The organism is Vitreoscilla massiliensis (assembly GCF_001457815.1).
GTDB classification, from domain to species: domain Bacteria; phylum Pseudomonadota; class Gammaproteobacteria; order Burkholderiales; family Neisseriaceae; genus Vitreoscilla; species Vitreoscilla massiliensis.
On record NZ_LN898221.1, the window covers coordinates 739,425 to 766,353 of the forward strand.

The 26,929-nt window shown below is 55.6% G+C and carries 8 protein-coding genes; all 8 read right to left on the bottom strand.

Features of this window, described 5'->3' with window-relative positions; all coding sequences use genetic code 11:
- Window positions 1-296: 296 nt before the first annotated feature.
- Window positions 297-548, bottom strand: a complete 252-nt coding sequence (locus BN3003_RS15170; protein ID WP_058357473.1) for a hypothetical protein — start codon at window positions 546-548, stop codon at window positions 297-299.
- The gene (locus BN3003_RS15175) at window positions 526-2,991 is read right to left on the bottom strand and encodes an SWIM zinc finger family protein (RefSeq protein WP_058357474.1); all 2,466 of its coding nucleotides are present in this window, start codon (window positions 2,989-2,991) and stop codon (window positions 526-528) included. The genes BN3003_RS15170 and BN3003_RS15175 overlap by 23 nt, the downstream gene beginning before the upstream one ends.
- On the bottom strand, window positions 2,988-4,124 hold the full coding sequence (locus BN3003_RS15180; RefSeq protein WP_058357475.1) for a VWA domain-containing protein: 1,137 nt from the start codon (window positions 4,122-4,124) through the stop codon (window positions 2,988-2,990). The genes BN3003_RS15175 and BN3003_RS15180 overlap by 4 nt, the downstream gene beginning before the upstream one ends.
- Before the next feature lies 1 nt (window position 4,125).
- Entirely contained in the window at window positions 4,126-6,612 is a 2,487-nt protein-coding gene (locus BN3003_RS15185; protein ID WP_058357476.1) for a DUF5682 family protein, read from the bottom strand.
- The gene (locus tag BN3003_RS15190; RefSeq protein WP_058358077.1) at window positions 6,603-7,694 is read right to left on the bottom strand and encodes an ATP-binding protein; all 1,092 of its coding nucleotides are present in this window, start codon (window positions 7,692-7,694) and stop codon (window positions 6,603-6,605) included. The genes BN3003_RS15185 and BN3003_RS15190 overlap by 10 nt, the downstream gene beginning before the upstream one ends.
- The gene (locus BN3003_RS15195; RefSeq protein WP_058357477.1) at window positions 7,691-11,506 is read right to left on the bottom strand and encodes a DUF4132 domain-containing protein; all 3,816 of its coding nucleotides are present in this window, start codon (window positions 11,504-11,506) and stop codon (window positions 7,691-7,693) included. Before BN3003_RS15195 ends, BN3003_RS15190 begins: the two co-directional genes overlap by 4 nt.
- A complete protein-coding gene (locus BN3003_RS15200; protein WP_058357478.1) occupies window positions 11,500-15,276 on the bottom strand; it encodes a DUF4132 domain-containing protein in 3,777 nt (1,258 codons plus the stop codon). The genes BN3003_RS15195 and BN3003_RS15200 overlap by 7 nt, the downstream gene beginning before the upstream one ends.
- Window positions 15,277-15,653: 377 nt before the next feature.
- Entirely contained in the window at window positions 15,654-26,861 is an 11,208-nt protein-coding gene (locus BN3003_RS15205; RefSeq protein WP_058357479.1) for an ESPR-type extended signal peptide-containing protein, read from the bottom strand.
- Window positions 26,862-26,929 lie beyond the last annotated feature (68 nt).

Here is a 26,929-nt window from a genome sequence, read left to right on the forward strand (position 1 = left end):
ATCAATAATAGATTCAACAACCTACTTATACCAGCTTCTGAGCATACATTTACTCACTTTGATTAAGGGCAGACATTCGCAGCCAGTCGCAATGCGCACGATATTGCTGTCAGAGATTTGACTCACACCTGTAGCCGCTGCGTTTAAAAAATCCCTAGCGCTGCACATGCCAACGCGCTTGCCATACCAGTGTCAAACCACATTTCCAGCCATTGCATCGCACATAAACCCAAACATGCGGCCTGTAAACCTTGTTGTGGTTTTACAGGCCGCATGCCTTGTGTCTTCTATTACGATTACAGCTGTTTCGGCGGTTTGACCTTTAATGCGATGATAAAACCGAACACCCCCAAGACCACGCTGATGATGCCCCATTGCAAAGGCCGCAAATAAACCATGCCATTGCGATTCGCTGCCCACATCAACATCACCCCTGCCAAACACAGCAAGATGCCCAATACCAAGGCCACTGCTGCGGCCGTGCCCGATTGGTAAGTCGGCCGTGCCGCTGCGACTGGTTTTTTCTTACGCGTTTTCACCGTTGCCATCGTCGTTTTCCCCTATTTGTAATTCAACTTCAAACAGCGGCCATTGTTGTTGGCATTGCCGCGCCAATTGCATCACATGCGCGCTTTGCAACATGTTGCCTGCGCTGGCTTCTTGCGCCAAACGCTGCCACAGTGTTTTCAACAAGTCCAAACCCAATGCCTCAGCTTGGGCAGCTGCGCCCAGCAATTGTTCACGTTCCAACTCCAACCATGCACGCACACCGCTGGCGGTGCGCGCTTCCAGTAAACGCCACACCGGCGCGCACAAAGTGTCTAGCCAATGTTCGCTGCTCGCTGCCGCGCCTATGGTCGAGCGCAACAGCGCTGGTTTGGCCTGTTTACGCTGCCAAAAAAACTGTTTGGGACTGAATTGGTGGTAATCCAAGCAACGCACAGGTTCGGCATGCTCTGCCAGCATCACACTGATGGGCTCTAAAATCACCTGTTGCCCATCCAAACGCGCCAACACCAATACCGCGCTGATGGCGATGTTTTTCTCACACAGCCATTGCAATTGCTGCGAGCGCTCACGCGTGACTTCATTGATGACCAAGCTCAGTTGTGCGCCCCATTGCTGGCTGTCGTCGTACACCACCCATTCCAAACTTTGCTCCAACTCGTCCAGATACAAAGGCTCATAGCGGCTGACCGACAGCAAAAATGGCGTGGTTTGTTCTATGCTGTGTTGAATCAAATCGGCATACGGCGTTAACGCCGGTGCAAAAAAATCCGCTGTTAACGGCTGCGCTTGCGAAGGCACGGCCACTTGGTTGGCCAAGCGGTCACCAAACACGCGCGGCGCGCGCAACACGATTTGGTTTTGCATGATTTGCTCGGCGCTGCGGTTCCAAAAGCCAGCACCCGACCAAGCGCTATAGCGGTTAAAACTGCGGTCGTTGGCATTGCCGCGCGCTTGCACCGTGGTCATGATGGCCGCTTCTTCCACGCTCCACACATACACGTTCAAACCCGACGCACCGCCCTCACCTTGCCACCAGTTCACGCCCAGCGGCAACAGCGTCATCGCCTCATCTTGGGTTTGGTAAGTACGGCGCAACACCCCGCGCAAGGCCAACAAAGCCTCGCCCTCGGCATGCAGCAAGGCATCCAAATAAGCGGCCAAACGCGCCAACGACAATAAGGTGTCGTTGCTGTCGCTGCTGATGTGGTTTTCTGCCAGCAAGCGCACTTCGCCCGCCAAACGCCGCAACATGCCGGCCAAACGCGGCAAACGCTCCACCCGCGCCGACAATTGCAGCCACTGCCATTGCTGCGCCTCGCTTGCCATCAAATGGTTCAAGCCCAATTGCAGCAAGCGTTGACAAGCGGCCTGTAAGGTCAGCAGCAAGCTGCGTTCATCCTCACCCAATACACTGGCATCGGTGTTTTCATCCGGCACCACCTCGTCTGGCCATGGAAACACCAATTGTTGCTGTTGCCACAGCTGCGCCAGCACGGCCAGATGCACCGGTATTTGGCGTTTCTTGTCCAAGCTCGACAACATGCCGGCAAAACCACCGCCAAGCAAATACACCACCGCATCGCTGCTCAAATCGGTGTGAAACAAAATCTTCGCAGGCTGTATGTCTATGCGTGGCGGTACTTGCTGTTGCCAATCCGCCCACAACGCATACGCTTGCCGCCACTGCACCTTGCCGATTTTGCCCAATTGCAAACGCTCTAAATCAGTCGCTTCGCTCAATGCGGCCTGTAAGGCTGCCACACTGTTGTCTGCGCTTGCCGTTGTGCCGTTTGCTGCATCGGTATTGGTGGCAATATTTTCTGCGGCCTCAGCCCAGACTTGCTGCGCCGCCAATACCGCCGCGACGATGTGTTTGCACGCACCGGCGGCGGGGCAATTACAGGCCGATTGGCTTAAGCCTTGTGGGTTTAAGGTCACCACCGCGTCATCGTTTTGCCACTGTCCTTGTGCCTCGTCCAAAGACAGCAAACTGACCTCGCCTGCCTCGACAGCTTTTTTGGCACGCCGAAGCAAACCGGAATTGGCCCAAGTGCTTAAGGCAGCGTCGTCTAACAGTTGGTAGCTTTGTAACCATGTCGGTACAGCTGGAGCATTGACTGCTGAGTCGGCGGCGGCTGCTTCTACTGGTACTGCAATATCTGCTGGTATGGCTGCGGCTACAGTTTCTGTTACGCTCTGCGCGGGCGCGCTGTTCGCTTGCTGTTGCAAATGCAGCACCGCCGCCAAGATGTGTTTGCACGCACCGGCGGCGGGGCAATTACAGGCCGCTTTGGTCAAGCCTTGTGCCGTCAAGGTCACGGTGGCATCGTCGTTGTGCCAAGTGCCGCCATCGTCGCGCAACTCCACCAAACTGACCTCGCCCGCCTCCAAGGCTTTTTTGGCGCGCCTGAGTAAACCGGGGTTGGCCCAAGTGCTTAAGGCATCGTCATCCAAATGCTGGTACAGCTGTTGCCACGTCATTGCATCACCTCTGCCAACCATTTGGCGAAATGTTCTGGGGTTAAGGCCGCCACATGCATGCCCAAATCGGCCAAACGCTGCGCCATGTCGATGCTGTACACCGGCTGCGCTTGCTCGTCCAAAGCCGCCAAACCGAGCAAAGTCACGCGCTGGCTGGCCAAGCTTTGGATGGTGCGCAAAAACAGCGGCACCGAGCCGCCTTCTTCAAAGTCGGAAATCAGCGCCAACACGGTGCGGTTCGGCGTTTCAATCAGGCTTTGGCAGTATTGCAAGGCTTGGGCGATGTTGGTGCCGCCGCCCAATTGCGCCGTCATCAACACTTCCACAGGGTCGTGCGCGTGTTCGCTCAAATCCACCACCGAAGTATCAAACAACACCAGTTTCACCGACACCGCCGGCAGCGCCGCCAAGATGCTGGCGCAAATGGCCGCATACATGACGCTGGAAAACATCGAGCCGGATTGGTCGACACACAAAATCACTTGCCACGGCAAATGGTTTTGCACGCGCGAATAAAACACCGGCTCATGAATCACCAATTGCTGGCTGTCTTGTTGGTAATGCTTGAGATTGCGGGCAATGGTGGCGCGCCAATCAAAATTGCTCGCTTGCTTCACATGCGAGCGCCGAAAGCGGTTGCGGCGGCCGCTAAACTGCTGGCGGAAATTCGGTTTCAAGCGCTGCAAAATTTCCTCTACCACGCGCTCGATTAAGCGTTTTACCGCCAAGCGCATCTCATTGCTCATGCGCCCGCGCATGCCGAGCAAGGCTTGGGCGATTTGCGGCGATGGGCTCAGTTGGTCGAGCATTTTCGGGCTGTTCATCAACTCGGTCATGCCGTAGCGGCTCAAGGCCGTGGTTTGCATTTGTTCAAACGTCGATTTTGGAAACAGGCGTTTGGACTTGGTCAACCAATCGAGCGCACTCAATTGGCTCGGGTCTAGGCTAGCGCCACCGCTGTCTTGGCCTTGCCCTTGCACCACGCCGCGGCGCTGGTATTCGCGGTTGTACAAATAATCCAAGGTTTGCATTTGCTGTTGCTGCGCCGCCGACAGATTGGCCATGTGTTGCAAATGTTGTTCGCTGTAACGCCCAAGCAGCAAGCGCCAACGCGCTAAAGTCTGTTCATCCATATCATGTTCCACTGATGGCCGGGTTTAACCAATGACCCAAGCCCTCGGCTTGTAAAGCGGCCTGTAAGTCTTGATTCAGGCTCAGCGCCGCCAACATTTGCGCTTCGGTGTGCACCACATTCACTTGGCTTAAGGCCACGGCATCGGTTTGGTATTGCTCGGCCACATAGGCCGAAATCTGATTGATTTGGCGCGGATTCAATTGGCTGAAGGCCAAACGCAGCGACGGCAATAAGGCGATAAATTCGTCGTCGCCCCAATGCTTAAGCTGCGCATCCAAGGCATCGACGAGCACAGGCTGGTGTACCAACAATTCCGGTGCCGCCTGCATCAAGCCATTGAAGTATTGAGCGGCCTGTAAGGCATCGGCACCGGCTTGCATGCGCGCAGCTATCGCCTGTTGTAATTCTCTCAATTCGCTTTGCCCATCTAAAAACAACAAGCCATCTATGGCGCCATTGAGCAGCGCATTGTTTTGGTATTGCGCCCGATACAGGCGCAAATGGCGGTAAAAATCGGCCACGGCATCGGCCAAATCAAAATCGCGCTCTGCCGCCAAGCGCCGCGCCAACAAGCGTTGCGTGACCAAATCGCGCACTTGCGCCGCATTGGCCTCGTCGTCCAAATCGTGCAATTGCTGCAGCAAATACAGCGAGGTATTCCACGCATGCAGCAACATGGTCTTGAGCACGCCCTCGTCCACGCTGGGGAACAAACGCCGCGCCTGCCACAGATTGCAGATTTGGTGTATCGCCGACAGTTGCGACGCCCAACGGCTGTCGTGCTCAATATGGTAACGAGCGGCCTGTAACAAGTCTGGCAGGCTTTGCTCCAAACCCATGCGCGCCGCCTGTATCAATAAGCCCATGGCACCGCTGGCATTGTTGCTGTGGCCTTGCTCTTGCCAACTTTGTTGCTGCTTGAGCAGGCGCTGCTGCGCCAGTTGGTACACATCGGCGGCTTCGGCACTCAAATCAATCAAACGCGCCTCCACCATCGGCGTCCACGCATAGCGCCAATGCTCGTTGAGCAAATCCATATTGGCGCCGCTGATGAGGTCTGGCCCTTGTTCTAAGGTGGCAAAGCCCACATCGATAAACGCCAGCAAATGCAAAAACGCGCTGCGTTCGCGGTGGGCGGCATCGCGGTAAATGCTCAATTCGGTATTCTTGGGCAAGGTGTCACTGAGTTTGTAGCGCTGCGCCTTCAATACTGACAGCACCTGATTCACCAACGGCGGCACCGCCGCCGATTTCACCACTTGACCGAGCTTGTGGCCACTTAAAAAGCGCAAAATGGCTTGCGACACTTGCTGTTGTGCCACTTCGGCTTCGTCTTTGATCCATGTCGACACAATGGCATCGAGCAAGTCCCAACGCGACGGCAGCGCATGACCGCGCAGCATAGACAAACGCCATGCCTGTTCTTGTGCTTGTTGCAACGACCACACCGACAATTCCGGCATCAGCTTTTCTTCGCGCAGGTGCGCGGCGATGGCACTCAATTGCAAGGCCAGAAAATCGCTGCCGCTTTGTCCTTGCTGCATGGCCTGCCATTGGTCTTGGTAATACTGCGGCGATGGCATGCCCGAGGCGTAGCCATTTAAGGCATCCAAGCGGTCGAAGCTGTAGCGTATCAACCATGCATCGCTGCTGCTGGCTTTGCTGGTTTTACTTGGTTTGTTTGCTTTGTTATCTACAACAGGTTCTGCCAGACCTTCGAGCAAACCCAAGGTGTGAAAACCACCGGTAATCACCACGGTGGTGTCGCCGCTGGCGATAGCGGCCTGTAAATGCTGCAACATGCATGCTTCGCGCGCTACGGTGTCGTCCAGTTGCAGTGCTTGTTCGGTATAGGAAAGACGCGCCATTGCGCACCACATCCACACCTCGTTGAAAAACGCCTCAGGTTGCAATAAGGTATCGACAGGCCGACATTCAAACACATGCGACCACAATTCATCGTAATTGCGGCAATGCAGTTTCTCGGCCAAGGCTTGCACGTATTCGCTGTGAGCAACATGGCTTTCATCGAGCAAGCTGCCAGCAGCGGCCTGTAACACGCTCTCGGCATCACCTTCTTCGTCGCCGCCATCATCGTTGTCACCATCCAAGCTGAGCAAATCGCAAAACACCACTTCCGCACCCGCTTGCTGTGCCCAACGCAGCGCCAACCATTCCGGCGAATAATCGCAAAACGGGTAAAACGCCGAACGCACGTGCTCGCCTTGTTTGCGCTGCGCCAATACCGCCACCGGCGGCACCGTGTCCTCGTGTTGCAACAGCGGCAACAGCGGCATGAATGTGTGTGGCGCTTCGATAAGTACACGCTTGGGTTGTAACTCGTTCAGCCACTGTTGCAAGGCCATGCTACAGGCCGGGCTGTGGTGGCGCACCGGCACAAAATACACGTTTTGCGCCGCCAAGCGCTGCGCCGTTGCCGCCGCAGCTTGGATGCGCTCAGGCCACGCGACGCTGGCTATTGCCATAAGGCTTTGCTTTCTTCGTAAAAGCTTTTCCAAGCACTGTTGTGTTTGGCGCGTTCACGCGCCACCGCATCGATGTAATACTGCACGCGCGCAATGTCTTCGTCATTGTCTTTGAGCACCACGCCGCGCAATTGCCGCGCCAAAGCGCCGCCGGTTACCGCACCGTCACCCAAAAACGCCGCTTCCAAGCTGGCAGCATGGGCAATGTTCACCGCTTCGGCCGTAGACATCACCGCATCAGGTTTCTTCAAGTGCGTGCCATCGGTGGCCACGCCTTTGCGCAATTCTTGAAACACCGTCACCAACACCTCAACCACATCGTCACCGACTTGCACTTGGCCTTTTAAATCGCCCAACTCTTGCTGCAATTGCAAGCGCAGCAATTGCTGCTCAAATTTGGCGTCTTGTATCGGTTTGACGGTTTCAAAATTGAAGCGGCGTTTCAAGGCCGCCGACATTTCGTGCACACCGCGATCGCGCAAGTTGGCGGTGGCGATGACATTGAAACCGCTTTGCGCCAACAAGCGCGCGCCCTCACCCATTTCCGGCAACATCATGGTTTTGTCCGACAACATCGACACCATCACGTCTTGAATTTCCGGCGGACAGCGGGTGATTTCCTCGAAACGCACGGTTTTGCCGGCGGCCATGCCTTGGTACAACGGCGATGGCACCAAGGAGCGCTCGCTCGGGCCTTCGGCCAGCAGCAGCGCGTAATTCCATGAGTATTTGATGTGGTCTTCGGTGGTGCCGGCCGTGCCTTGGATGGTGAGGCCCGAATCATGGCTGATGGCCGCGGCCAGCAATTCCGACAACATCGACTTGGCCGTGCCCGGTTCGCCCACCAACATCAGGCCTTGTTTGCCCATTAAGGTAACGATGGCGCGGTCGACCAAGGCATCATCGCCGTAAAACTTGCGGCTGACGTTTAATTTGTCATCGCCCAAGATGAAGGCGCGCACGCTGCGCGGTGACAAATACCAATTTGCCGGCTTGGCTGCGCTGCCATCTTGCTCGTGCAAGCGCTGCAACTCGTCTTGAAAACGGATTTCCGCCGGTTGGCGCAATAATTGTGAACTCATGCTGGTTTCTTCCATTTGGGGTCTTTGCCATTGCTGGCGTCGGCGGCGGCTTGGTAAGCGGCAAAGGCTTCGGCTTTGATGATGTCGGTAATCGGCGTGTCGCCGTGGTAACGCACCTCAGACAACCACACCATCACATTGCTGCGGTCGTAGCCATAGCCCAATTCGCCTTGGGCATCGAAATAAATCGAGAATGAACCTTTGCTGCCCAAGTTTAAGTGATAGCTGTCTTCGCCATAATAATCGTAGGCATTGACATTAAAACCGTGTTTGGCCACCACGCTGCGCAAGGTGTAATACGGTATCGCATAGCCTTCAAAATCGTTGGCGCTGTTGTTTTGCCACGCTGCCGTCGATGCGGCCTGTAATTGTGGGAACAAAGGCGTGATTTGGTAGTCGGCAAAGTGTTGTTGCCACGCGTCACGCTCATCAGCGCTCATCATGGTGCCGTGCGCCAGTTGCACTTGCGCCGTTGCCGCAAGCTCGTGATTGTTGTCGTCGGCATCGAGCAATTCGCCTTGTTCATCCAAGCGCACAAACTGCGTGTGCCCATCTTGCTGCACACGCCAAATCAGGCGCTGCGCCAACAAACGCATAATCGCTTGCTCAGCCACCACTTGCTGCCACACCGCGCCCGTCCACACGCGCTCGCTGCACATGGCCACATACAGACGCTGTTGCTCTTGTTTGAGCACGTTTTTGACGTCTTTTTTGATGCTGGCATATTGCGCTTTCACCGCTTTCACCCACTCCGCGTCCTCGCTTTTGCGCGCAGGCGGCAAGGCGCGCAACTCTTTGCCAGTGTCGTCTTGTATCGTCCACTCACCATCCACATGCAAACGCAGCTTAAATGTGCGCTCGCCATACGACAAACTCAAGCGGCTGTAAGCATCCATGCCAAACGCCGGCACCACATAATCGGCGATTTGCTCATCGCTCCATTCATGCCGCTCTTGAAACTCGGCGATGGTGTTGCGCGACAGCGTGCGAATGTAATTGCCCGAGGCTTTCACATCCAAGCTGGCAATCAGCGGCAACACCGCCGCATTGTCGCCCGCCGCAGCGGCCTGTATCAATGCGCCCAATTGCTTGGTTTTGTAAGCAAAATCGCGTTGGTAGCGGCGGAAAGTGCGGTACCATTCGTCCGCAGCCACCGCGCCGGTCAAAGCCAACAGGCCTTTGTGCGGCAAGGCGGTTTGTTTGTCATTGTAGCGACCGAGTTCTTCCACCAGTTTGGCGCGCACCTGCTCTTCGGTAATGTCTTTGTATTCGCTGTAATAACTTGGGTATTGCTCGTAGTCTTTTTGGAATTTCTTCAGTTTTTTCGGCACTTCTTTGTCTATGAGCTCGTTCAATTCGGCATCGCTCATCGGGCGCAAATCCTCGCCGACAAATTGCTTCAACACAAACAAGCCCAACGCGTCTTGGCTGGTTTGATTCAGCAAATTCAAATAAATCTGCCACATGCCTTCGCCATTGGCTTCTTTCATTTGCATGGCCAAACGCAGCCAGCCTTCGAGCAATTCCGGTGTTACAGGCCGGCCATCTTGCCATTGCAAGGCCGGCACCTCATCCCAAGCCAACCATTCCATTGCTTTTGGGCGTTTCTTCGCCATCACCGGTGCAATCTCGGCCAACAGTGCTTCTTCCGACAAATACGCCGACACATCGGCCTGTAAGGCAATCAAGCCTTGTAACAATTGCACCCGCAGCTTGGTATCGTCTTCCACAGCCAAACGCGCATGCAATAAAGGAATCACTTGGGCAGATGCGGCCTGTAAACCCACCAACCACGCAATCGACAGCTTGCGCACATCGGCATAATCGTGGTTCAAACCCCAAGCTGTCCACGCCAAAGCATTGTCCTCACGGCTAAGCAGCGCTTGCGCTTGCACGCGCAAGCTGCGGTTGCTGCCATACGCCCACAAGGCCAATGGGTATTGCAAACTTGCTGGCAAAGCAGGAAACACCTGCAGCGCATCCATCACCCGTTCCACGCCCATGCGACAGGCCGGGGTGCTGTGCGCACGCTCGCCCCATGCTTGCTCCAACACCTCAAGATGGCGCAGCAACAGCGGCATGGCCATCTGCCATGATTCTGCGCGCATGTAATGGTCGCTGATTAAGTGCCACATCAAGTCCAAAGGCCGCTCGCAGCCCAAGTCTTGCAAATGCGCGAGGATGCTGTCCCATGCGTACGTCTCTTCAATGTGGCTACACGCATAGCCGATGGCGGCGCGATTCCACAGGCCAAACTGCGCCGCCGTGTGCGCAGGCAGCCATTCGGGCACATCCAAATAATAACTGCCACGACTGTAGTAATACTGCTCGCCCATGGCCTTGAACAAATCGTCATCGCTCATGCGCTGACAAGCGTTCAAATGCTGATACCAACGCTGGTAATCCGCGTCTTGTATGGCCACCATCTGCTGCAAACGCTGCTGCGCTTGCTCAGCCTCGACTTGGCTGGCGTGGATGCTGTGCTGATGCCATTGCAATTCATCGGCATCCATGTCTTTGGTGTCAGCGGCCTGTAATTCTTGCAAACGCGTGGTCGCCCATGTGTGTTGGTATTCGTATTGGCTGCGGCGCTGCTCGATATTGGCGTGCAATATTTCCAGCGTCACCGCTTCAGGCAGGTGTGCGCTTAAGGCCGCACTGGCGGGCGCAGACAATGCATGCGCTTGCACCAAGTTCTGCAAAGACAATTTGGATATTGCCAGCGCAAACGGCTTTTTCGCCGCCGCGGTTTTGGCCTCCGCTTGCCATGCCTCTAACACACCCAAATAGGCCTGCCCCAAATGCGGTAGGCTCTCGGCAAATTTGGCCAAAACCGCCGCTGGTTTGTCGGCCACGGCCGCGCTTTGACTCAATTCTTGTGCCACCACCTCAGGCGAGAGCTGGCGCAAGATGCCTATGGCCAACATGCGCGCGTTCACGTCTTTGTCGAGCAAACACGCCGACCACACTGGCAGCAATGGCAGATGTAAAGCCGCATGGTTAGACGCGTATTGCAACAACACCGTCACCGAGCCGTAGTAATAGTCTTGTGCGCACCAAGCGCGCACGGCGCCGACCCGCTCTAATAAATAGGCATCCACATCCTCACACCAGTGCAAGCGCTCGGCTTTGCTGCGGCTGCTGAACAATACCGACAATACCGCATCGCCCTCTTGCCATTCGGCCGAACCAAACACCTGTTGCAACACACTGAGCTTGGCCTTGGGCAAGGCCACTAAGCTGGCGCCGGACAGCGTGGTTTGCCATTGCAACGGTAAAATCTCGGTGATGTCGCAGAAAGCCGCCGCCCATTCTTTCTCAGAGCCGCCGTAATAGCGGCTGTAACTGCAATGGCGGTGCGCCAAGTCTTGCCACAGGCTCTGCATTTTGGTCGCCAATTTGCTGGCAATCTGCCCTTGCATCAGCAAGCGATACCACTGTACCCGCAGCAGCAAAGGCAACGGATTTTCCGGCAGGTGGCGCACATATAGCGCCACCGAGGCATAACTGAAATCGTCCAATGGCCGTGCAAACACATTGAAAAACGCCTCGGTAATGTCTTGGGCTATCTCATTGATTTCCAATGTGGCTTGGTCTTGCCAATAAGCCTCGACCTTTTGTGCCGCCGCCGGACTGATGGCTTGCAATTGCGCCGTCCACAGCGCCAAGATGCCAGCAGCGTCTTGCGGCAAGGCGGCAAACACCGCCTCAAAGTCTTGTTGTTGCAGCGCTTGCGCCAGTTTGGCTTCTAAATCATCGCCGCCTTGCAGCACCGCTTTGACCTTGCCCAACACATTTTTCAAACTTACCATGGTGTTTTTTTCTCCCAATCGGCGTCAAAGCCCATGGTTTTGCTCGCCAACAAGGCATAGTCGTTGTAAATCTCAGTGAGCAAAACCAAACTGATGTCGTTCAAATCCACTTGCGTGTAGGTCGGTTTGCCATTGCGCAAACTGACAAAGCCCAAACCAAACACCACCGCCGGGATGTTTTCTTCTGGCATATAGCTGCCACTGAAACCGATTTGCGCCGCCACGCCCAAGCTGGTAAAGCGTTTGTGGTATTCCATAAACGAGCCGCCGTCTTCGGCAGGGCCGCGTTGGTAACCCATTTTGGTGAACACGCCGCGCAGCGTGAAGGTATCGGACAAATAGCCTTTGAAGCTGTCGATTTCCTGTTGTTTAGGCGTAATCGCCGGCGGTAATTCGCGTTTCAATTGTTCAAACAAAGGCTTGATGCGGTAATCTTTCAAATGTCCCAACCATGTTTGCGTCGCCTCTGGCCCCAGTAACACAGTGTGCGCCAAACGGATGCTGGATGCGGCCTGTAAATCCACTTCATCGTCGTCGGCATTGATGAAGCTGCCGTCTTCGGTCGGTCTGAAGGTAAACACCACCTCGCCTTGCGCGTTCAAACCTTGCCACAACAGGCGTTGCAACAAGCGCTGCATCAGCGGGTGCGCTTGCAAATACTCCAACCAATCGCCACGGCTCCACACGCGGCCGCCACACATCGCTTCGTACAAACGCTCGGTTTGCAATTCCAACACCTGCTTCAATTCTTTCTTGGCGGTATTGAATTGCGCCTTGGCTTCTTTCACCAAGGCCGCGTCCTCGTTTTGACGCGCGTTTGGCAAGGCTTTGAGGGCTTTGCCGGTTTCATCGGCCAATACCCATTTCAAATCCTCATCCAAGCGGCCTGTAAACTCGCGTGCGCCATAGCTGAGGCTGAGCACGCCGCTGTCGTCCAAACCAGCGGTTGGGATGGTGCGGTCGGCCAATTCGTCGCTGCTCCAGCCATTGCGCTCGGCGATTTCGGCTATCAATTCATTCGCCTTGGCCTGTACCGACGCGGTTTTGTAGCGGCGGGCAATGCTCAAGATGAATTGGATGATGGCAGGATCGTTGTTTTTCGCCGCCGCCATCAGCATCGCTTCGATTTGGGCGCGGCGTTGGTGGTGCTCTTTCATGTAGGTTTGCAGCAATTGCACCCACGTTGTCGCTGGCATGGCCGCGGTCAAGGCCAAAATGCCTTTGTCGGCAATGGCAGAGCCCAGATACACCGCCATCACCTCGCGCTTGATTTCGGCGATGGCCATTTCTAAGGTCGCGTTGGCGTATTGCGGGTAATACTCGGGATAGCGTTTGTACCAATCTTGCATGTATTTAAAGCGCTGCGGTGCCTCTTTTTGCGCGCGCTCGTCCGCTTCGGCACTGCTAGGATGGCGCGTGTCTTCGTGCACAAAACCTTGCAATAAGAATTCGGCCAAGCGTGCACGGCTCGCTGGCGTGGTCAAAGCCAAATACAAATCCAGCAACTCATTGCCGCCCGGCTCTTTGAGTTTTTGTGCCAACACCACCCACCACAAGGTAATCTTGGCGTCCACCGCCTTGCCGCCGTCTAGCCACACCAATTCGGGCAAGGCCTCTGGCTTGAGCCATGCGTCCAAAGACTTGGGCATCTTGGCTTTCAGGCCGCTTTCGGCTTCGGCCAACAACACTTTGGGCGCCAAATGGGCACTGATGTCGACACCGAGTTTTTTCAAAGTGGTCAACATGGCCGCGCGCGCGGTTTCGCGTTTTTCTTTCTTCAATGCGGCCTGTAAATCCGGTATCGCACGCGCATCGTTCAAATCGGCCAACCATTTGGCTGAGGAGGTGCGAATTTCGTGTTTGCCCGTGGCCAAGCCTTCACAAGCGCGCAAATAAATATCAGGTACGGACAACAGCAATTGCTGTATCGGCTCGCGCAAAGTCTTGGACGCTTCCAAAGCCAGCGTCAGCAATATCGGCAACCACTCACTCGGGATTTTCGGGAACATCGCCAACACCGCCACCGCATTGCCTTGCTGGTAGCCACCGTAAGACGAACTGGTTTTGGCCTTGGTCAGGCCAAACGCCTCTTGTAAAAATTCGGGATGCTCGTAGAAGAATGGCCACACCGCTTCTGGTGCAAACGTCTCCATCGCATCGGCACCACCCCAACCCAAAAACTCATCGGCAATGTGCACATACGCGGCTTTTTCGTCTTTGCCGTTTTTGATTAAGGCATCGGCAAGCACGCGCACGTCTACGCCTTGGGGAAACGCCTTGCTTAAGTATTGGCGGATTTGCCACCAATTGTTGCCACCGCCATGTAACAAACCCACCATGCGCAGGTAATGGCCAAAATCAAAGCCGGCCACGGCTTCAACGCGGTTTTTGTGATTGAGCAATTGGTAATCGACCAATTTGCGCGACACCGCTTCACCGCCATTGAGCGCGGCAGCAATGCGTGGAAACACCGCGGCATCAATTTTTTGCACTTCTTTCAAACGGCTGCGTGCCCACGTGGACTTATAGCCTTTGTAAGTCGGGTCGGCATTTTCCTTGGCCTCATGTTCGGCCGCTTCTTGTGCCGATTTGAGAATTTCCGCGAAGTTTTGTTTTAAAATCTCCACCACTTCGGTTTCGTCTATCTTGCCAGTGACCAATGGCTCCCATGTTGGCACGTCAAAACTGTCGTCTTGACCGGTCATGTCGCTGACGGTTTGCAAACGCGCCAACACGCTTTCATACACTTGTTTGACGCCGGCATTGTTTTCCACCAATAAAGCGGCCTGTAACATCGGTTCGGCCTCTACCCCAAACGGAATCAGCATTTCCGCTGCCAGTTTGCGTTCGGCATTGCTGCCTGCGCCCATCAATACGGGTTCAAGATACGGCTGCAGCGTTTCCAAAGGCTGACCCGCCAACAGCAAACGCGCATCGCCTTGCAGTTTTTTGCCCGCCATCAAACCCAGTTTCACCACCGTGTGGTTGTAGTGTTGCAAACGCTTTTTGTTGCCGCCCAAAAACTTCATCAAGGCAACGCGGCCGCTGTTGCTCAAGCTGTCAGCCAAACGCAAAGTCAGTTCTGGATTCAACCATTCGCTGTCAAAGTCTTTTAAGCGCCAAAATTTTTCCAAATTGTCGGTATGCCACTGGTTTTTCAGCGCATCGCGTTCAAAAAACACCACTTCGGCCGGCACGCTCAGCTCGGCCAAGGCGGCCATGCGTTTAAAGAAAGCATGACTCAGATGCGCTTGCGCACCGACCACGGTTTTGCCGTATTGCACGCGTTTGGGCATGGTAATGACAATGTCGGCCAGCAACACTTGCAGCCACTCTGGCACGGTTGAAGCGTATAAAGTGGCGGCGTAATAGTCTTGTTTCGGATCGGGGTAGCTCGCGGCAAAAACCTGCGCCAAGCGCTGCCATTGTTCGGGTTTGATGGTGTCTTGGTCTAACAGCGCATACAAACGCACCCGTGCACCCAACACACGGTTGTCGCTTTTGCTGTTGACGCCGTGGTAATAATCAACGATGGAACCGGGCGTGGCCAAATATTCAAAACTGCGACCGGCTTTACCAGTGCGCAAATCGTGTAACACTTGCTGCGAATCGCCGTTCAATACATAGTCCAGCGCCAAGCCGGGCACATCTTTGCGTATCGCTTCCAAACTGGCAAACAAATCCTGCAAACTCGAAATCACGGCTTCAGGATGACCGTCCAATTTTCCCGTGGCAGCCATGGGCGCATAAATGGAGGTGAAATCATTCATGTTGGGTCCTTAACTCAATAAATTGTGGCGATGCAAATCAATAAGATGGGTGTGCTTGGGCTGCAAAGTGTTACAGGCCGCATTATTAGTTGCTAGATACTATGCTCAATAACATAGCCGAAAACAACGGTTTTGGCGATATGTGCGGCGGTGGTTTAACCAAAATAAACGCGCTGGCGCGCCTATCATATAGCATTTTTCATGGTTTAAAATCCCATTATGAATAATGTTACATATTTCGTGTGCACTGTAATCAAATCTGCCGCTGTGGTCAACCAAACCACATCAAACCGCGTCACAAAAAACACCTGCTAAAGAGCAGGTGTTTGATGGTAAACAGGTTTAAAGTCGCTTACAGGCCGCTTAGCCACACGGCATCAATGCCACAAATAGGTGGCGCTGACACCGCCGCCGCCATAGCCTTTGCTCGATACCGCACCATTGGCCTTGAACATCCACGAGCCTTGTTCAGACACCGTCGACACACCGATGGCATAGCCGGTTTCACCGCGCCACACACTGCCGCCCATGGACACCGATTTCTGTCCGCGCTCATACGCCTGCCCCAACGACGCCACCGCCATCGCCGCGGCTATGCCTGAATTGGCATCGTCTTCCATGTCCGACATGCGTTTGTCCAAACGGTTGGTGGCCTCATTCAACTGCTGCACATTGACCGCATCGGTGGCCTCAGTGCCGCGCGCGACATTCGATAAGCGTACCGGTTCATTACCAGCGCCGACCAATTGTGCTTGCGCCTTGGTTTTGCTGTCGGTGTATTGCACCACGCCTGCCGTGCCGGCCTGTAATTTGTCCACCGCTTGGTTCGTGGCGTACAACTGGCTGCCATTGACCGCATCGGTGCTGCCCGCGTCCAAACGCCCCGCCGCCACATGGGTGATGGTGCGCTCGGCATCTTTGGCACCCACGCTGACCGTGCCCACCGGTTTGCTGCCGGCAAATTGATACGTCTCACCGCGAATGGTGGTCGACGCCGTGCCCACAGCCGCTTCGACACTGCTGCCATCGCCCAAAGCCACCGAGCCTTGGAACACTGCGCCACCGGCCTTACTCATGTCGCTGGCGGCGGTGCTGATGTTGACATTGTTGCCGATCACAAACGATTTGTCGGCGGCGATGGTGTTGTTATTGCCCAAGCTGTAAGCATCGTTGCCGGTAATCACGCTCGGGTCGCCTATCGCGCCAGAGCGGTCGCCACTGACTTGGTTGCCCGTGCCGATGCTGAGCGAATTCTCACCGGTGGCTTTGGCATTCAGCCCCATCGCAATCGCATTTTGCCCTGCGGCGCTGCTGCCCACACCTATCGCGGTGGCATTGCTGCCACTGGCATTGGCCGCCGCGGCATTATTGCCTGCGTTCACCTGCATGTACTTCTGTTTCTCCGCTTGCGCGCTCACGCTGGCTTGCACATCGCGCAATTGCCCCATATTGGCGGCATCGCTGTCGAGCACACCATCGGCCACACCGCTAATCACCTTGCCGCCGGCATTGATGCCAGTCTGAGTAATGCTGACCGAGCCCACTTGCAGCGAATTGACTTGGATGTCGTCTTTCAAGGCCACTTCTATGCCCGTGCCGGTATTGCTGATGGCAATATTATTGCCGCTTTGCAGGTTGACACTGTCACCGGCCTTCACTTGCTGTGCCTTCGTGCCATCCACTTGCAATGCAAAGCCTTGTTGCAATTGCGCAATCGCACCACTGTTATTGCCGCCCGCTTGCATCGCTTGGTATAACTGCGCGCCGGTCACGGCATCGCGAGAGGTGGCCGTCACCGCACCCGCACCGAGGTTGCGCACCACTTGGCCGCCCGCGTCTATGCCGCTGCTGTTAATCACCACGCCGCCCAAAGTCAATTGGTTAAATACCGCATTGGCCGCAGTAGCCACGCTGATGTTGTTGCCGTTTTGCGTGATGGCGATGTTTTGACCATTAACAAAGTTCACCCCATCACCGGCCTTAATTGCCGTGGCCGCGCCGCCATTGCTGGACAGATTCCAACCTTGTTGCAAGGTCGCAATGCTGCCAGTGTGTTGCGCCAAGGTCGTGTTGTGCGCCGCCAAAGTAGTGCTGTTTTGCGCCAACGTGTTTGCTTGTTGCGCCAAGGAAGTGGTATGAACTTGCAAGGTATTCGCTTGCGCCGCTTGCGTGGTATTGGTGGCAAACAATTGCGCGCCGGTCACCGCATCGCTCGAGCTGGCACTCAATACAGCGGCCTGTAAGTTAGTCAATTTCACTGGCGCCGCTCCGACGCCGCCCAAACTCACCTGCGTCTTGGCCGCGTTGTCATACAGCACCGCGCTTTGCGCCAACGGTGCCAAACCGGCAGTAGCGGCCTGTAACTGGTTTAAATTCACCGCATCCGAGCCCGATACGGCATTGGCAATATTGCGTATGCCTTTGCCGCCCGCGTCTATGCCATTGCCACTGATCACCACGCCGCCCAAGGTCAATTGGTTGAACACCGCATTGGCTGTGGTGGCAACGCTGATGCTGTTGCCGTTTTGAGTGATGGCGATGTTTTGACCGTTAACAAAATTCACCCCATCGCCAGCCTTAATCGCCGTGGCAGCGCCGCCATTACTGGACAGATTCCACCCTTGTTGCAATGTGGCAATGCTGCCAGTGTGCGAGGCCAAAGTATTGGCTTGTTGCGCCAAGGTCGAGGTATGGTTTTGCAGCGTGCTCGCTTGCGTCAAGATGTCTGCACTGTTTTGGGCAATGCTGTTGGCGTGTTGCGCCAAGGAAGTGGTATGAACTTGCAAGGTATTCGCTTGCGCCGCTTGGGTGGTATTGGTGGCAAACAATTGCGCCCCAGTCACCGCATCGGTCGATGTGGCATTCAAGGCAGCGGCCTGTAAGTTGGTCAACTGCACTGGCGCCGCACCAACACCGCCCAAAGTCACTTGGGTCTTAGCGGTGCTGTCATACACCACCGCCGTTTGAGACAATGGTGCCAAGCCAGCGGTAGCGGCCTGTAATTGCCCCAAATTCACCGCATCGGTCAAAGTCGTACCGGCAGCGACATTGGTGATTTGGCGCTCATACCCAACTAGACCCACCGACACCGTGTCTGCACGGTCGGCGATGCTGCTGCCACCCAAGGCGACACTGTTAAGCGCCGTTACCCGACTGCCCGCACCCAAGGCCAAACCCACGCCTGCTGCTTGCGAAACTCTGGCATCGTTGCCCAAAGCCACGCCAAAATCAGCCGCTGCTTGTGCCCCCAAGCCTTGCGCGATGCTTTGCTTGCCTGTCGCCTTGCTGGCAGAACCAATGGCGATGGCATCTGTTCCGGTGGCCTGAGCCATAAAACCATCGGCAATCGCACCTTGTCCAGATGCCAAAGCTTGGTAACCGGTGGCATGGCTAAAGAAATCGGCCGCATTGGCTTGGTACCCCTCAGCAATACTGTAAGCCTTACCAGCAGTGGCACCTTGCCCTGTCGCCACAGCCGCCTCACCCAAGGCTTGCGCTGACGCACCAGTGGCCACCGCATAAAAGTCTGTGGCCAAAGCCTTGTAACCCGAAGCCATGGCCCCATACACTGCGGCATTGGCTTGATGACCGGTGGCAATGCTGTAGGCTTCGCCAGCAAAAGCATCTCTGCCTGTTGCAAGCGCACTGGCACCTATAGCCTGAGATTGGTAGCCCAAAGACATGGCAAATAGACCATTGGCAACTGCCTTACCGCCTTGTGCAATACTGCCACCGCCTATGGCTTGCGCGCCATAACCGGTGGCGATGTCGTATGAATCTTTGGCCAAAGTATCGGCACCCATGGCGATGGAACCATAAGCCGCCGCATTGGCTCCTGAGCCTTGGGCAATGGCATACATCTTCGCTTTGGCTTGATAACCCACTGCCACACCTGACAAGGACAAGGACTGTGCCTCATAACCCAAAGCTATGCCGTAAGCACCATCCACCAAAGCACGCGCGCCTTGCGCGATGCCGCCTATGCCTTTGCTGTTGGCATGGTAGCCTATCACCACGCCTTGACCGCTGGCGGCATTGGCCATGGTACCGATGGCGATGTCTTGGTTGTAAAGCGCATTGGCGGCAGTACCAATGGCCATGCTGCCGGAATCGCTGGCAATGGCATTGGTGCCTATGGCGATGCTTTTAATATTTTTGGCATTGGCACCCGCACCGATGGCCAAAGCATCGCCCCATTGTGAGGCATAACTGCCTTGCCCCAAGGCGATGCCATTGGCCCCAGCCGCGATGGCATAAGCGCCCATCGCCATTGCATTAGTGCCCGCCGCATTGGCTTGATAGCCTTCGGCCACCGCATAATTGCCCTTAGCAACGGCATTCGCACCTATCGCAATCGCCTTGCTGCCGCTGGCACCATCATTGCCATAATTGCTGTCACTCGCTGCCCCTTGTACCGACAAGAAATGCAAGCTAGGCACCGCTGCCACAGCGGCCTGTAACTGCGCCACGTTGACCGCATCGGTCAAGGTCGTACCGGCAGCGACATTGGTGATTTGACGGGTATTGACGACGTTTTTACCATCGTAAGGGTCGTCACCACCGACAGACACCGCCGCCAAAGTCGCTTGCCATGTGGCATCGGTTTTGCCATTGGCAAGATAACCGGCTTTGCCTGCGGTGGTGGTGGCAATTGCACCACTGCCCAAGGCCACGCCATTGTCCACAGTCGACAAGGACAAAGTGCCCAAGGCGACGGTATTGTTTACTGGCAACACACTTGGTGCCGTACCATTGAACACGCTGCCATCGCGATTGCGATAGGCATTCGCCTGCTTGTCCCAATACAACATGCCATTGGCGGCCGTACCCAGCGCCAGATTGTCATTGCCTTGCACCGCCACACCACTGGCCGTACCGATAAAACTGTTATTGCTGCCTTGCGACCATGCGCCACTGCGTGTGCCCATCAAACTGCTGTCGCTCACATTCTTGGACAATTGCCCGGCACGGGTACCAATCAGGCTGCTGTCGACCACACTGTTGGCCTGTTGGCCTGCCCGTGTACCCAGCAAACTGCTGTCGGTCACATCAGTGGCAGCAAGAGCTGCGGCATAACCGATGATATTGCTTAGCGACACACCATTGGCCGACTGCGCCACGGCGTAACCCAACAAACTGCTGTATTTAATATTTTGTGCTAAATAAGCGCTGTATGAACCAATTAAACTGCTGTTGCTGACGCCATTGGCTTCATAGCCACTGCTGAAACCCAAAAAGCTGCTTTCCAACACATTTTGGGCATGGTCACCGCTGAATTGGCCAATTAAAGCACTCGAAGTCACGTTTTGCGCATACCAACCGCTGTTGGTACCGATTAAACTGCTGTCAGCCACACCATTGGCACTGCTGCCACTGGATGACCCCATCAATACACTGTTGTGAACATTGTTGCTGTTCATGCCGCTGAAACTGCCGATCAGGCTGCTGGCCACCACACTGTTGGCCGCCATGCCGCTGTTATTGCCCAACAACATACTGCTGTTCACATTGCTGGCATCGCGACCACTGTAATAGCCCAACAAAGTGGATTGTTGCACCACATGGGTGTTGTAACCAGCACGTATGCCGATAAAATTGCTTTGTGAAGCGCTTTGGGCTTGTGCACCACTGAACTGACCGAGATTCAGATTGCGACCATCCGCATTGACTGTGGTCTGACCAACACCTGCATAAGAACCAATAGAAACAGTGTAATCATCCAAGGCTTGCGCACGGTCGCCCAAAGCCACACTGTCCTCACCACTGGCATTGGCCAACACCCCTTGCGCCACAGCCCCCATCTTACTTGCCACCGCCCCAAAACCGACTGCAATGCCATAAGTGCCGCTGGCATTGGCACCAAAACCGTGGGCAAGCGCATAATCGCCCATCGCATTGGCACTGGCACCCAAAGCCATGGCTTTGTTACCGCTGGCACCGTCGTTAGCAAAATTGCCATCGCTGCTACTGCCTCCGATGGATACAAAATTGACGCCACTGCCGCCCGTGCCCGTACCGATTAAGGCTTGTACGGCCTGTAATTGTTTTAAATTCACCGCATCGGTGAGCGTCGTGCCATCAGCGACATTGGTGATTTGGCGCTCGGCGCCGGTTTTGCCCACCGACACTGTGTTAACGCGGTTGGTTTCACTGCCAGCGCCCAAGGCCAAGCTGTTCGCCGCATTGGCGCGACTGCCCGCGCCCAAGGCCATGCTGCCTGTCATGTTTGCTTCGACAATGGCATTGCTGCCCAAGGCCACGCCTTGATTGCTGCGCGACAAAGACAAATTGCCCAGCGCAACTGTATTGCTGACAGCGGCCTGTAATTTGAGGTCAGATGCATTCACTAATTGGCCATTGCGGTCGTAGCCAAAGATATTTGCTTTTATCCCCACCCCTGCGGCATTCCAACCACCATTGCTTAATGTATATTCAGACCCTGCTCCATTGCCAATAGCGATGTTGTTATCGCCTTTTTGGTATGCTCCTGCACCCGTGCCTGCATAAGCATTGCGTTCGCCTTGACTGCTTTTGCCTGCAAAACTGCCCACACCAGTGTTGAAGTCTCCTTGTATGCCATCGCCACTTTGTGCCCCCAGCATGGCATTGAACTCACCTATGCTGTTGCGCAGGCTTTCTACGCCCACACCCACTTGCCCCCCTGAACCAATGCCATTGTTGCCTGCATAACTGCCAACATACACTGCACCCATACTATAGCCACTCTGACCCGAAGAAGGTCCGATACTGACCGCACCTGCTCCCGATGCCTGTGCTTGTGCGCCTATTGCCACTTGTGCGTGACTTGCCCAACCATTTGTTTTCGTCGTCGCCCCTTGCCCCAAGGCAATGCTGTCATTTCCTGCGGCATTGGCACCAAAGCCTTGGGCGATGCTGTATGAACCACTGGCCAACGCATTCGCACCGATGGCGATGGCTTTGTTGCCGCTTGCACCATTGTTATTAAAATTGCCATCGCTGCTGGCGCCATTCACCGACACAAAATGCACGCTTGGCACAGCGGCCACAGCGGCCTGTAATTGTTTTAAATTCACCGCATCGGTGAGCGTCGTGCCATCGGCGACGTTGGTGATTTGACGCTCGGCACCGGCTTTGCCTACCGATACGGTATTGGCACGACTGGCCTCACTGCCTGCGCCCAAGGCAACGCTGTTCTTGGCGGCGGCATTGGCAAATGCGCCTACGGCCACAGCGTCCATACCCGCGCTGTATGCGCCTAAGCCTTGAGCAACGCTGTTGTCACCTTCGGCAGTGGCAGTGCCGCCTTGGGCAAGGCTGAACGCGCCCCAAGCATTGGCGCCCGAACCTTGGGCGATGCTGTATTCACCGCTGGCAACACTGCTGTCGCCCACGGCGATGCTGTTGTCGGCGGCGGCATTGGCAAAGCCACCGATGGCGATGCTGGCCACGCCATTGGCGATGGTTTGTGTACCCAAGGCCACCGCGCCGTCTTGTAAGGCTTGTGTTTCATAGCCTTGGGCAATGCTGTTCCAACCCTTGGCCTGTGCTTGCACACCTTGGGCAATGTTGCCAGTGTTTTCGGCAAAGGCTTGATAACCTTGGGCGATGCTGCCATCGCCATAGGCATTCGCGCCTTGGCCTTGTGCCACACTGGCTTCGCCCATTGCCACCGCATTGGCACCTATCGCAATAGCTTTCAGACCGCTGGCGCCATCGTTATTAAAATTACCATCCGCAGACACGCCATCTATGCTGACAAAATGCACCGCAGTGCCACCCGCACCCGTGCCTATCTTGGCTTCAACGGCCTGTAATTGTTTTAAATTCACCGCATCGGTGAAAGTCGTGCCATCTGCCACATTGGTGATTTGGCGCTCTTTGCCCACTTCACCTATGGACACTGTATTTGGCCTATCAGCGCGGCTGTTATGGCCTAAGGCCACGCTGTTATAGCCATTGGCAGTGGGCAACATCGCCTGACTCACCACCAAACTGCCATAACCGATGGCCACACTGCGGTCAGCATCTGCACCGGTGGCAAAACCCAGCGCGGTAGACGCAGCACCCGTTGCCGATGCTTCCCCACCCACCGCCGTGCTGCCAAACTGTCGGGCCACGGCATAATTACCGATGGCCACGGTTTCGTCGCCATCGCTACTGGCACGAGTGCCCAACACCACGGCGGCAGCGCCCTTGGCTTCGCTATGGGCACCGATGGCGATGCTTTCCGCATCCGCTGCTAACGCTTGTTGACCCCAAGCGATGCTGTCATCGCCGGCGGCATTGGCTTTGTAGCCTTGCGCCACACTGTAATCGCCCGCTGCCACCGTGTTCGCGCCTATGGCGATGGCTTTGCTGCCGCTGGCGCCATTATTATTAAAATTTCCATCGCTGCTGGCGCCGTTCACCGATACAAAATGCACGCTTGGCACAGCGGCCACAGCGGCCTGTAACTGTCTTAAGTTCACCGCATCGGTGAGCGTGGTACCATCGGCGACGTTGGTGATTTGGCGCTCAGCGCCCGCCTTGCCTACCGATACCGTGTTAATGCGGCTGGTTTCGCTGTTTGCGCCCAAGGCAATGCTGTTCGCCGCATTGGCGCGACTGCCCGCGCCCAAGGCCATGCTGCCTGTCAATCCTGCTTCAACGATGGCATTGCTGCCCAGAGCCACGCCTTGATTGCTGCGCGACAAAGACAAATTGCCGACAGACACCGTATTGCTCACCGCCAGCCCGCTGAGGCTGCCAGTGACTTCGGTGCCGGCGCGGTCGTAAGTTTTATTGGTGCTGTCATCAAACCGATACAGGCTGCCGGCCATTTTGCCCAAAGCCACGTTATTGTTGCCGTTGACATGGTTGCCCGCATTGTCGCCGACGGCGCTGTTGCCTGAACCATTGTTGTTACGGCCGCTGGCGACGCCAACATAGCTGTTGCGTGCCCCTTGCGCGGATTGCCCTGCCACCGCCCCCACGGCGGTGTTGTAGTCGCCACTCATGGCATTGCCGGCCAAGCTGCCGATTAACACCATGTGGTCGCCATTGGCACTCACACCTGTATTAAAACCTGTGGCCACGTTGTAGCTGCCTGAGCCGACCATGCCTGCGGATTCACCAGTGAAGATATTGAAGTCTCCGCCCATAAAGCGTTGTGAACCGGCTTGGTGGCCCAAGGATTGGTTGTTATTACCGCCGCTGTTAAATCCTGCTTGCTCACCGATGGCGATGTTGTTTTCTTCGCCTGCAGTGGCATTGCTACCGATGGCAATGCCATAGCTTCCGCCAGCTTCCGCAGCCGCACCGATGGCGATGGCTTTGTTGCCGCTGGCGCCATCGTTATTAAAATTACCATCGCTACTGCTGCCATTCACCGATACAAAATTAACGCCTCCAGAGGCTTGAATAGCGGCCTGTAACTGCCCAAAATTCACCGCATCGGTGGTTGTCGTCCCTGCGGCCACATTGGTGATTTGACGCTCGGCGCTAGCCTTGCCTACCGACACGCTGTTGATACGGCTGGTTTCACTGCCTGCGCCCAAGGCGATGCTGTTCGCTGCATTGGCGCGACTGCCCGTGCCCAAGGCCATGCTGCCTGTCAATCCCATTTCAACAATGGCATTGCTGCCCAAGGCCACGCCTAGGTTGCTGCGCGACAAGGCATAATTGCCCAGCGCCACGGTATTGCTGACATTGCCACCTATGCCAGGCAATACCAACGGTAAAGACGTTACACCACTGCGCGATTGCCATTGTGTCGTGCCTAAGAGTGGATTCCAAACCGCCAGCAATTCTGTCCCTGCCGAAGTGCCGATGGCAATGTTGTCGTTGCCCATCACCCCTGCGCCACTGCTGCTGCCCACATACACATTTTCAACACCGGCACTGGATGAGCCGGCTTGATTACCCAGCACATTGCTGTTGGCCAGACTGCTGCCATTGCCGGCATTGTTGCCAATGTAATTGTTGTGACCACTGATTCCTAATATTGGTAATGGAAAGGCAAAAGCCGATGGCACTCCTGCGCCCGTACCGATGGCAATGCTGTTTTGACTGTTGCTTTGGGCACCATAACCCAAAGCAATGCTGTAAGTCCCACCACCCACGGCATTGGCGCCGATGGCGATGGCTTTGCTGCCGCTGGCACCAGTATTCAATACATTGCCATCACTGGCCGCACCGTTCACCGACACAAACTGTATGCCGCCTGAGGCTTGAATAGCGGCCTGTAACTGTGCCACGTTCACCGCATCGGTGTTGGCCGTGCCCTGAGCCACATGGGTGATTTGACGCTCAGCGCCGGCTTTGCCTACCGACACCGCATTGCTGCGGTTGGCAACACTGTTCTCACCGATGGCCACGCTGCCGGTGTAACCCGACAATACCAAGGCATTGCTGCCCAAGGCGATGCCGCCACTGCTCAAACTCAAGGCATAATTGCCCACGGCCACGGCATTGCTGACCCGATTCTCTGACACGCCATTGGCATTGGGATGGTTAAAATATTGCTGAGTATCTTCACTATAGCCTTTCACGCTGCCAGCCATATCGCCCACGGCCACATTGCCATTGCCAGTGATGAATGAGCCAGCGTTGCTGCCCACAGCAGCATTGTGGTCGCCTTGAATCTGCTCGCCGCTATTAAAACCCAAACTTTGGTTGTAATGACCATTGGCTGTGTAACCACTGTACATGCCCACATAGGCATTGTAATTGCCTTGGCTGTCCATACCCGCGCCGTTGCCCACACTCATGCTGCCCACACCATTGGCACGTGAGCCTCGTCCCAAAGCCATACTGCCCTCACCTTCGGCATAGGATTGCACCCCCATGGCCATGCTAATGACGCCATTGGCATGTGCGCCAGTACCCAAAGCCATGCTGGCGTCACCCTCTGCATGTGACTCAACCCCTAAGGCCATGCTGGCTTCACCCTCTGCATGTGAATCAACCCCTAAGGCCATGCTGGCTCGACCTTCAGCATGTGACTCAAGCCCTAAAGCCAAACTTACCACACCTTCGGCATGTGACTCCATCCCTAAGGCCATACTGCCCGCACCATTGGCAATGGCGTCAGTGCCCAAGGCGATGCTGGATGCACCCAAAGCCTGCGCATAAGAACCCACGGCGATGGCATTGGCTTGTTGCGCCAAGGCCAAAGTGCCTATGGCGACGGCGCTGTTGGCAGCAGCGGCGCCATTGCCGATGGCCGTGCCATTCTCCAAAGCGATGGCCACATTTTCGCAACCACCACCCAAGACCACGCCGCCATTGCCTTCTAACCACGCCCCTTCGTGATTGGAGTTGGCAGCATAGGTTTTTTGAATCGGATTGCCGTTCTCGTCAAAAACGGTTTGGGAGCTGGCAGCGACATTACAACCATAAGGTCCTGCGGCTACCCCTTCGCTCACGCCCGGAGCAGACACGCCTGGGTCACCCCACACATCTGCCGATGCCACGCCGCTGAACAAGCTCAAACCAGCTGCGACGATGGCGGCGGCCACCACGCGGCTGTTGCTGCCGCTTTTGCCACGGGCGGTGCTGATTTCGGCCACCGCCACATAAGTGCCGGTGTGCTGGTTGTATTTAATCCGGTAAGTCTTGTTCATCTGCGTTCTCCTGAATCTTTTTACAGCATGCCCAAGTGTGGTAAGCGTCCTGTAAAAACACTGTGTAT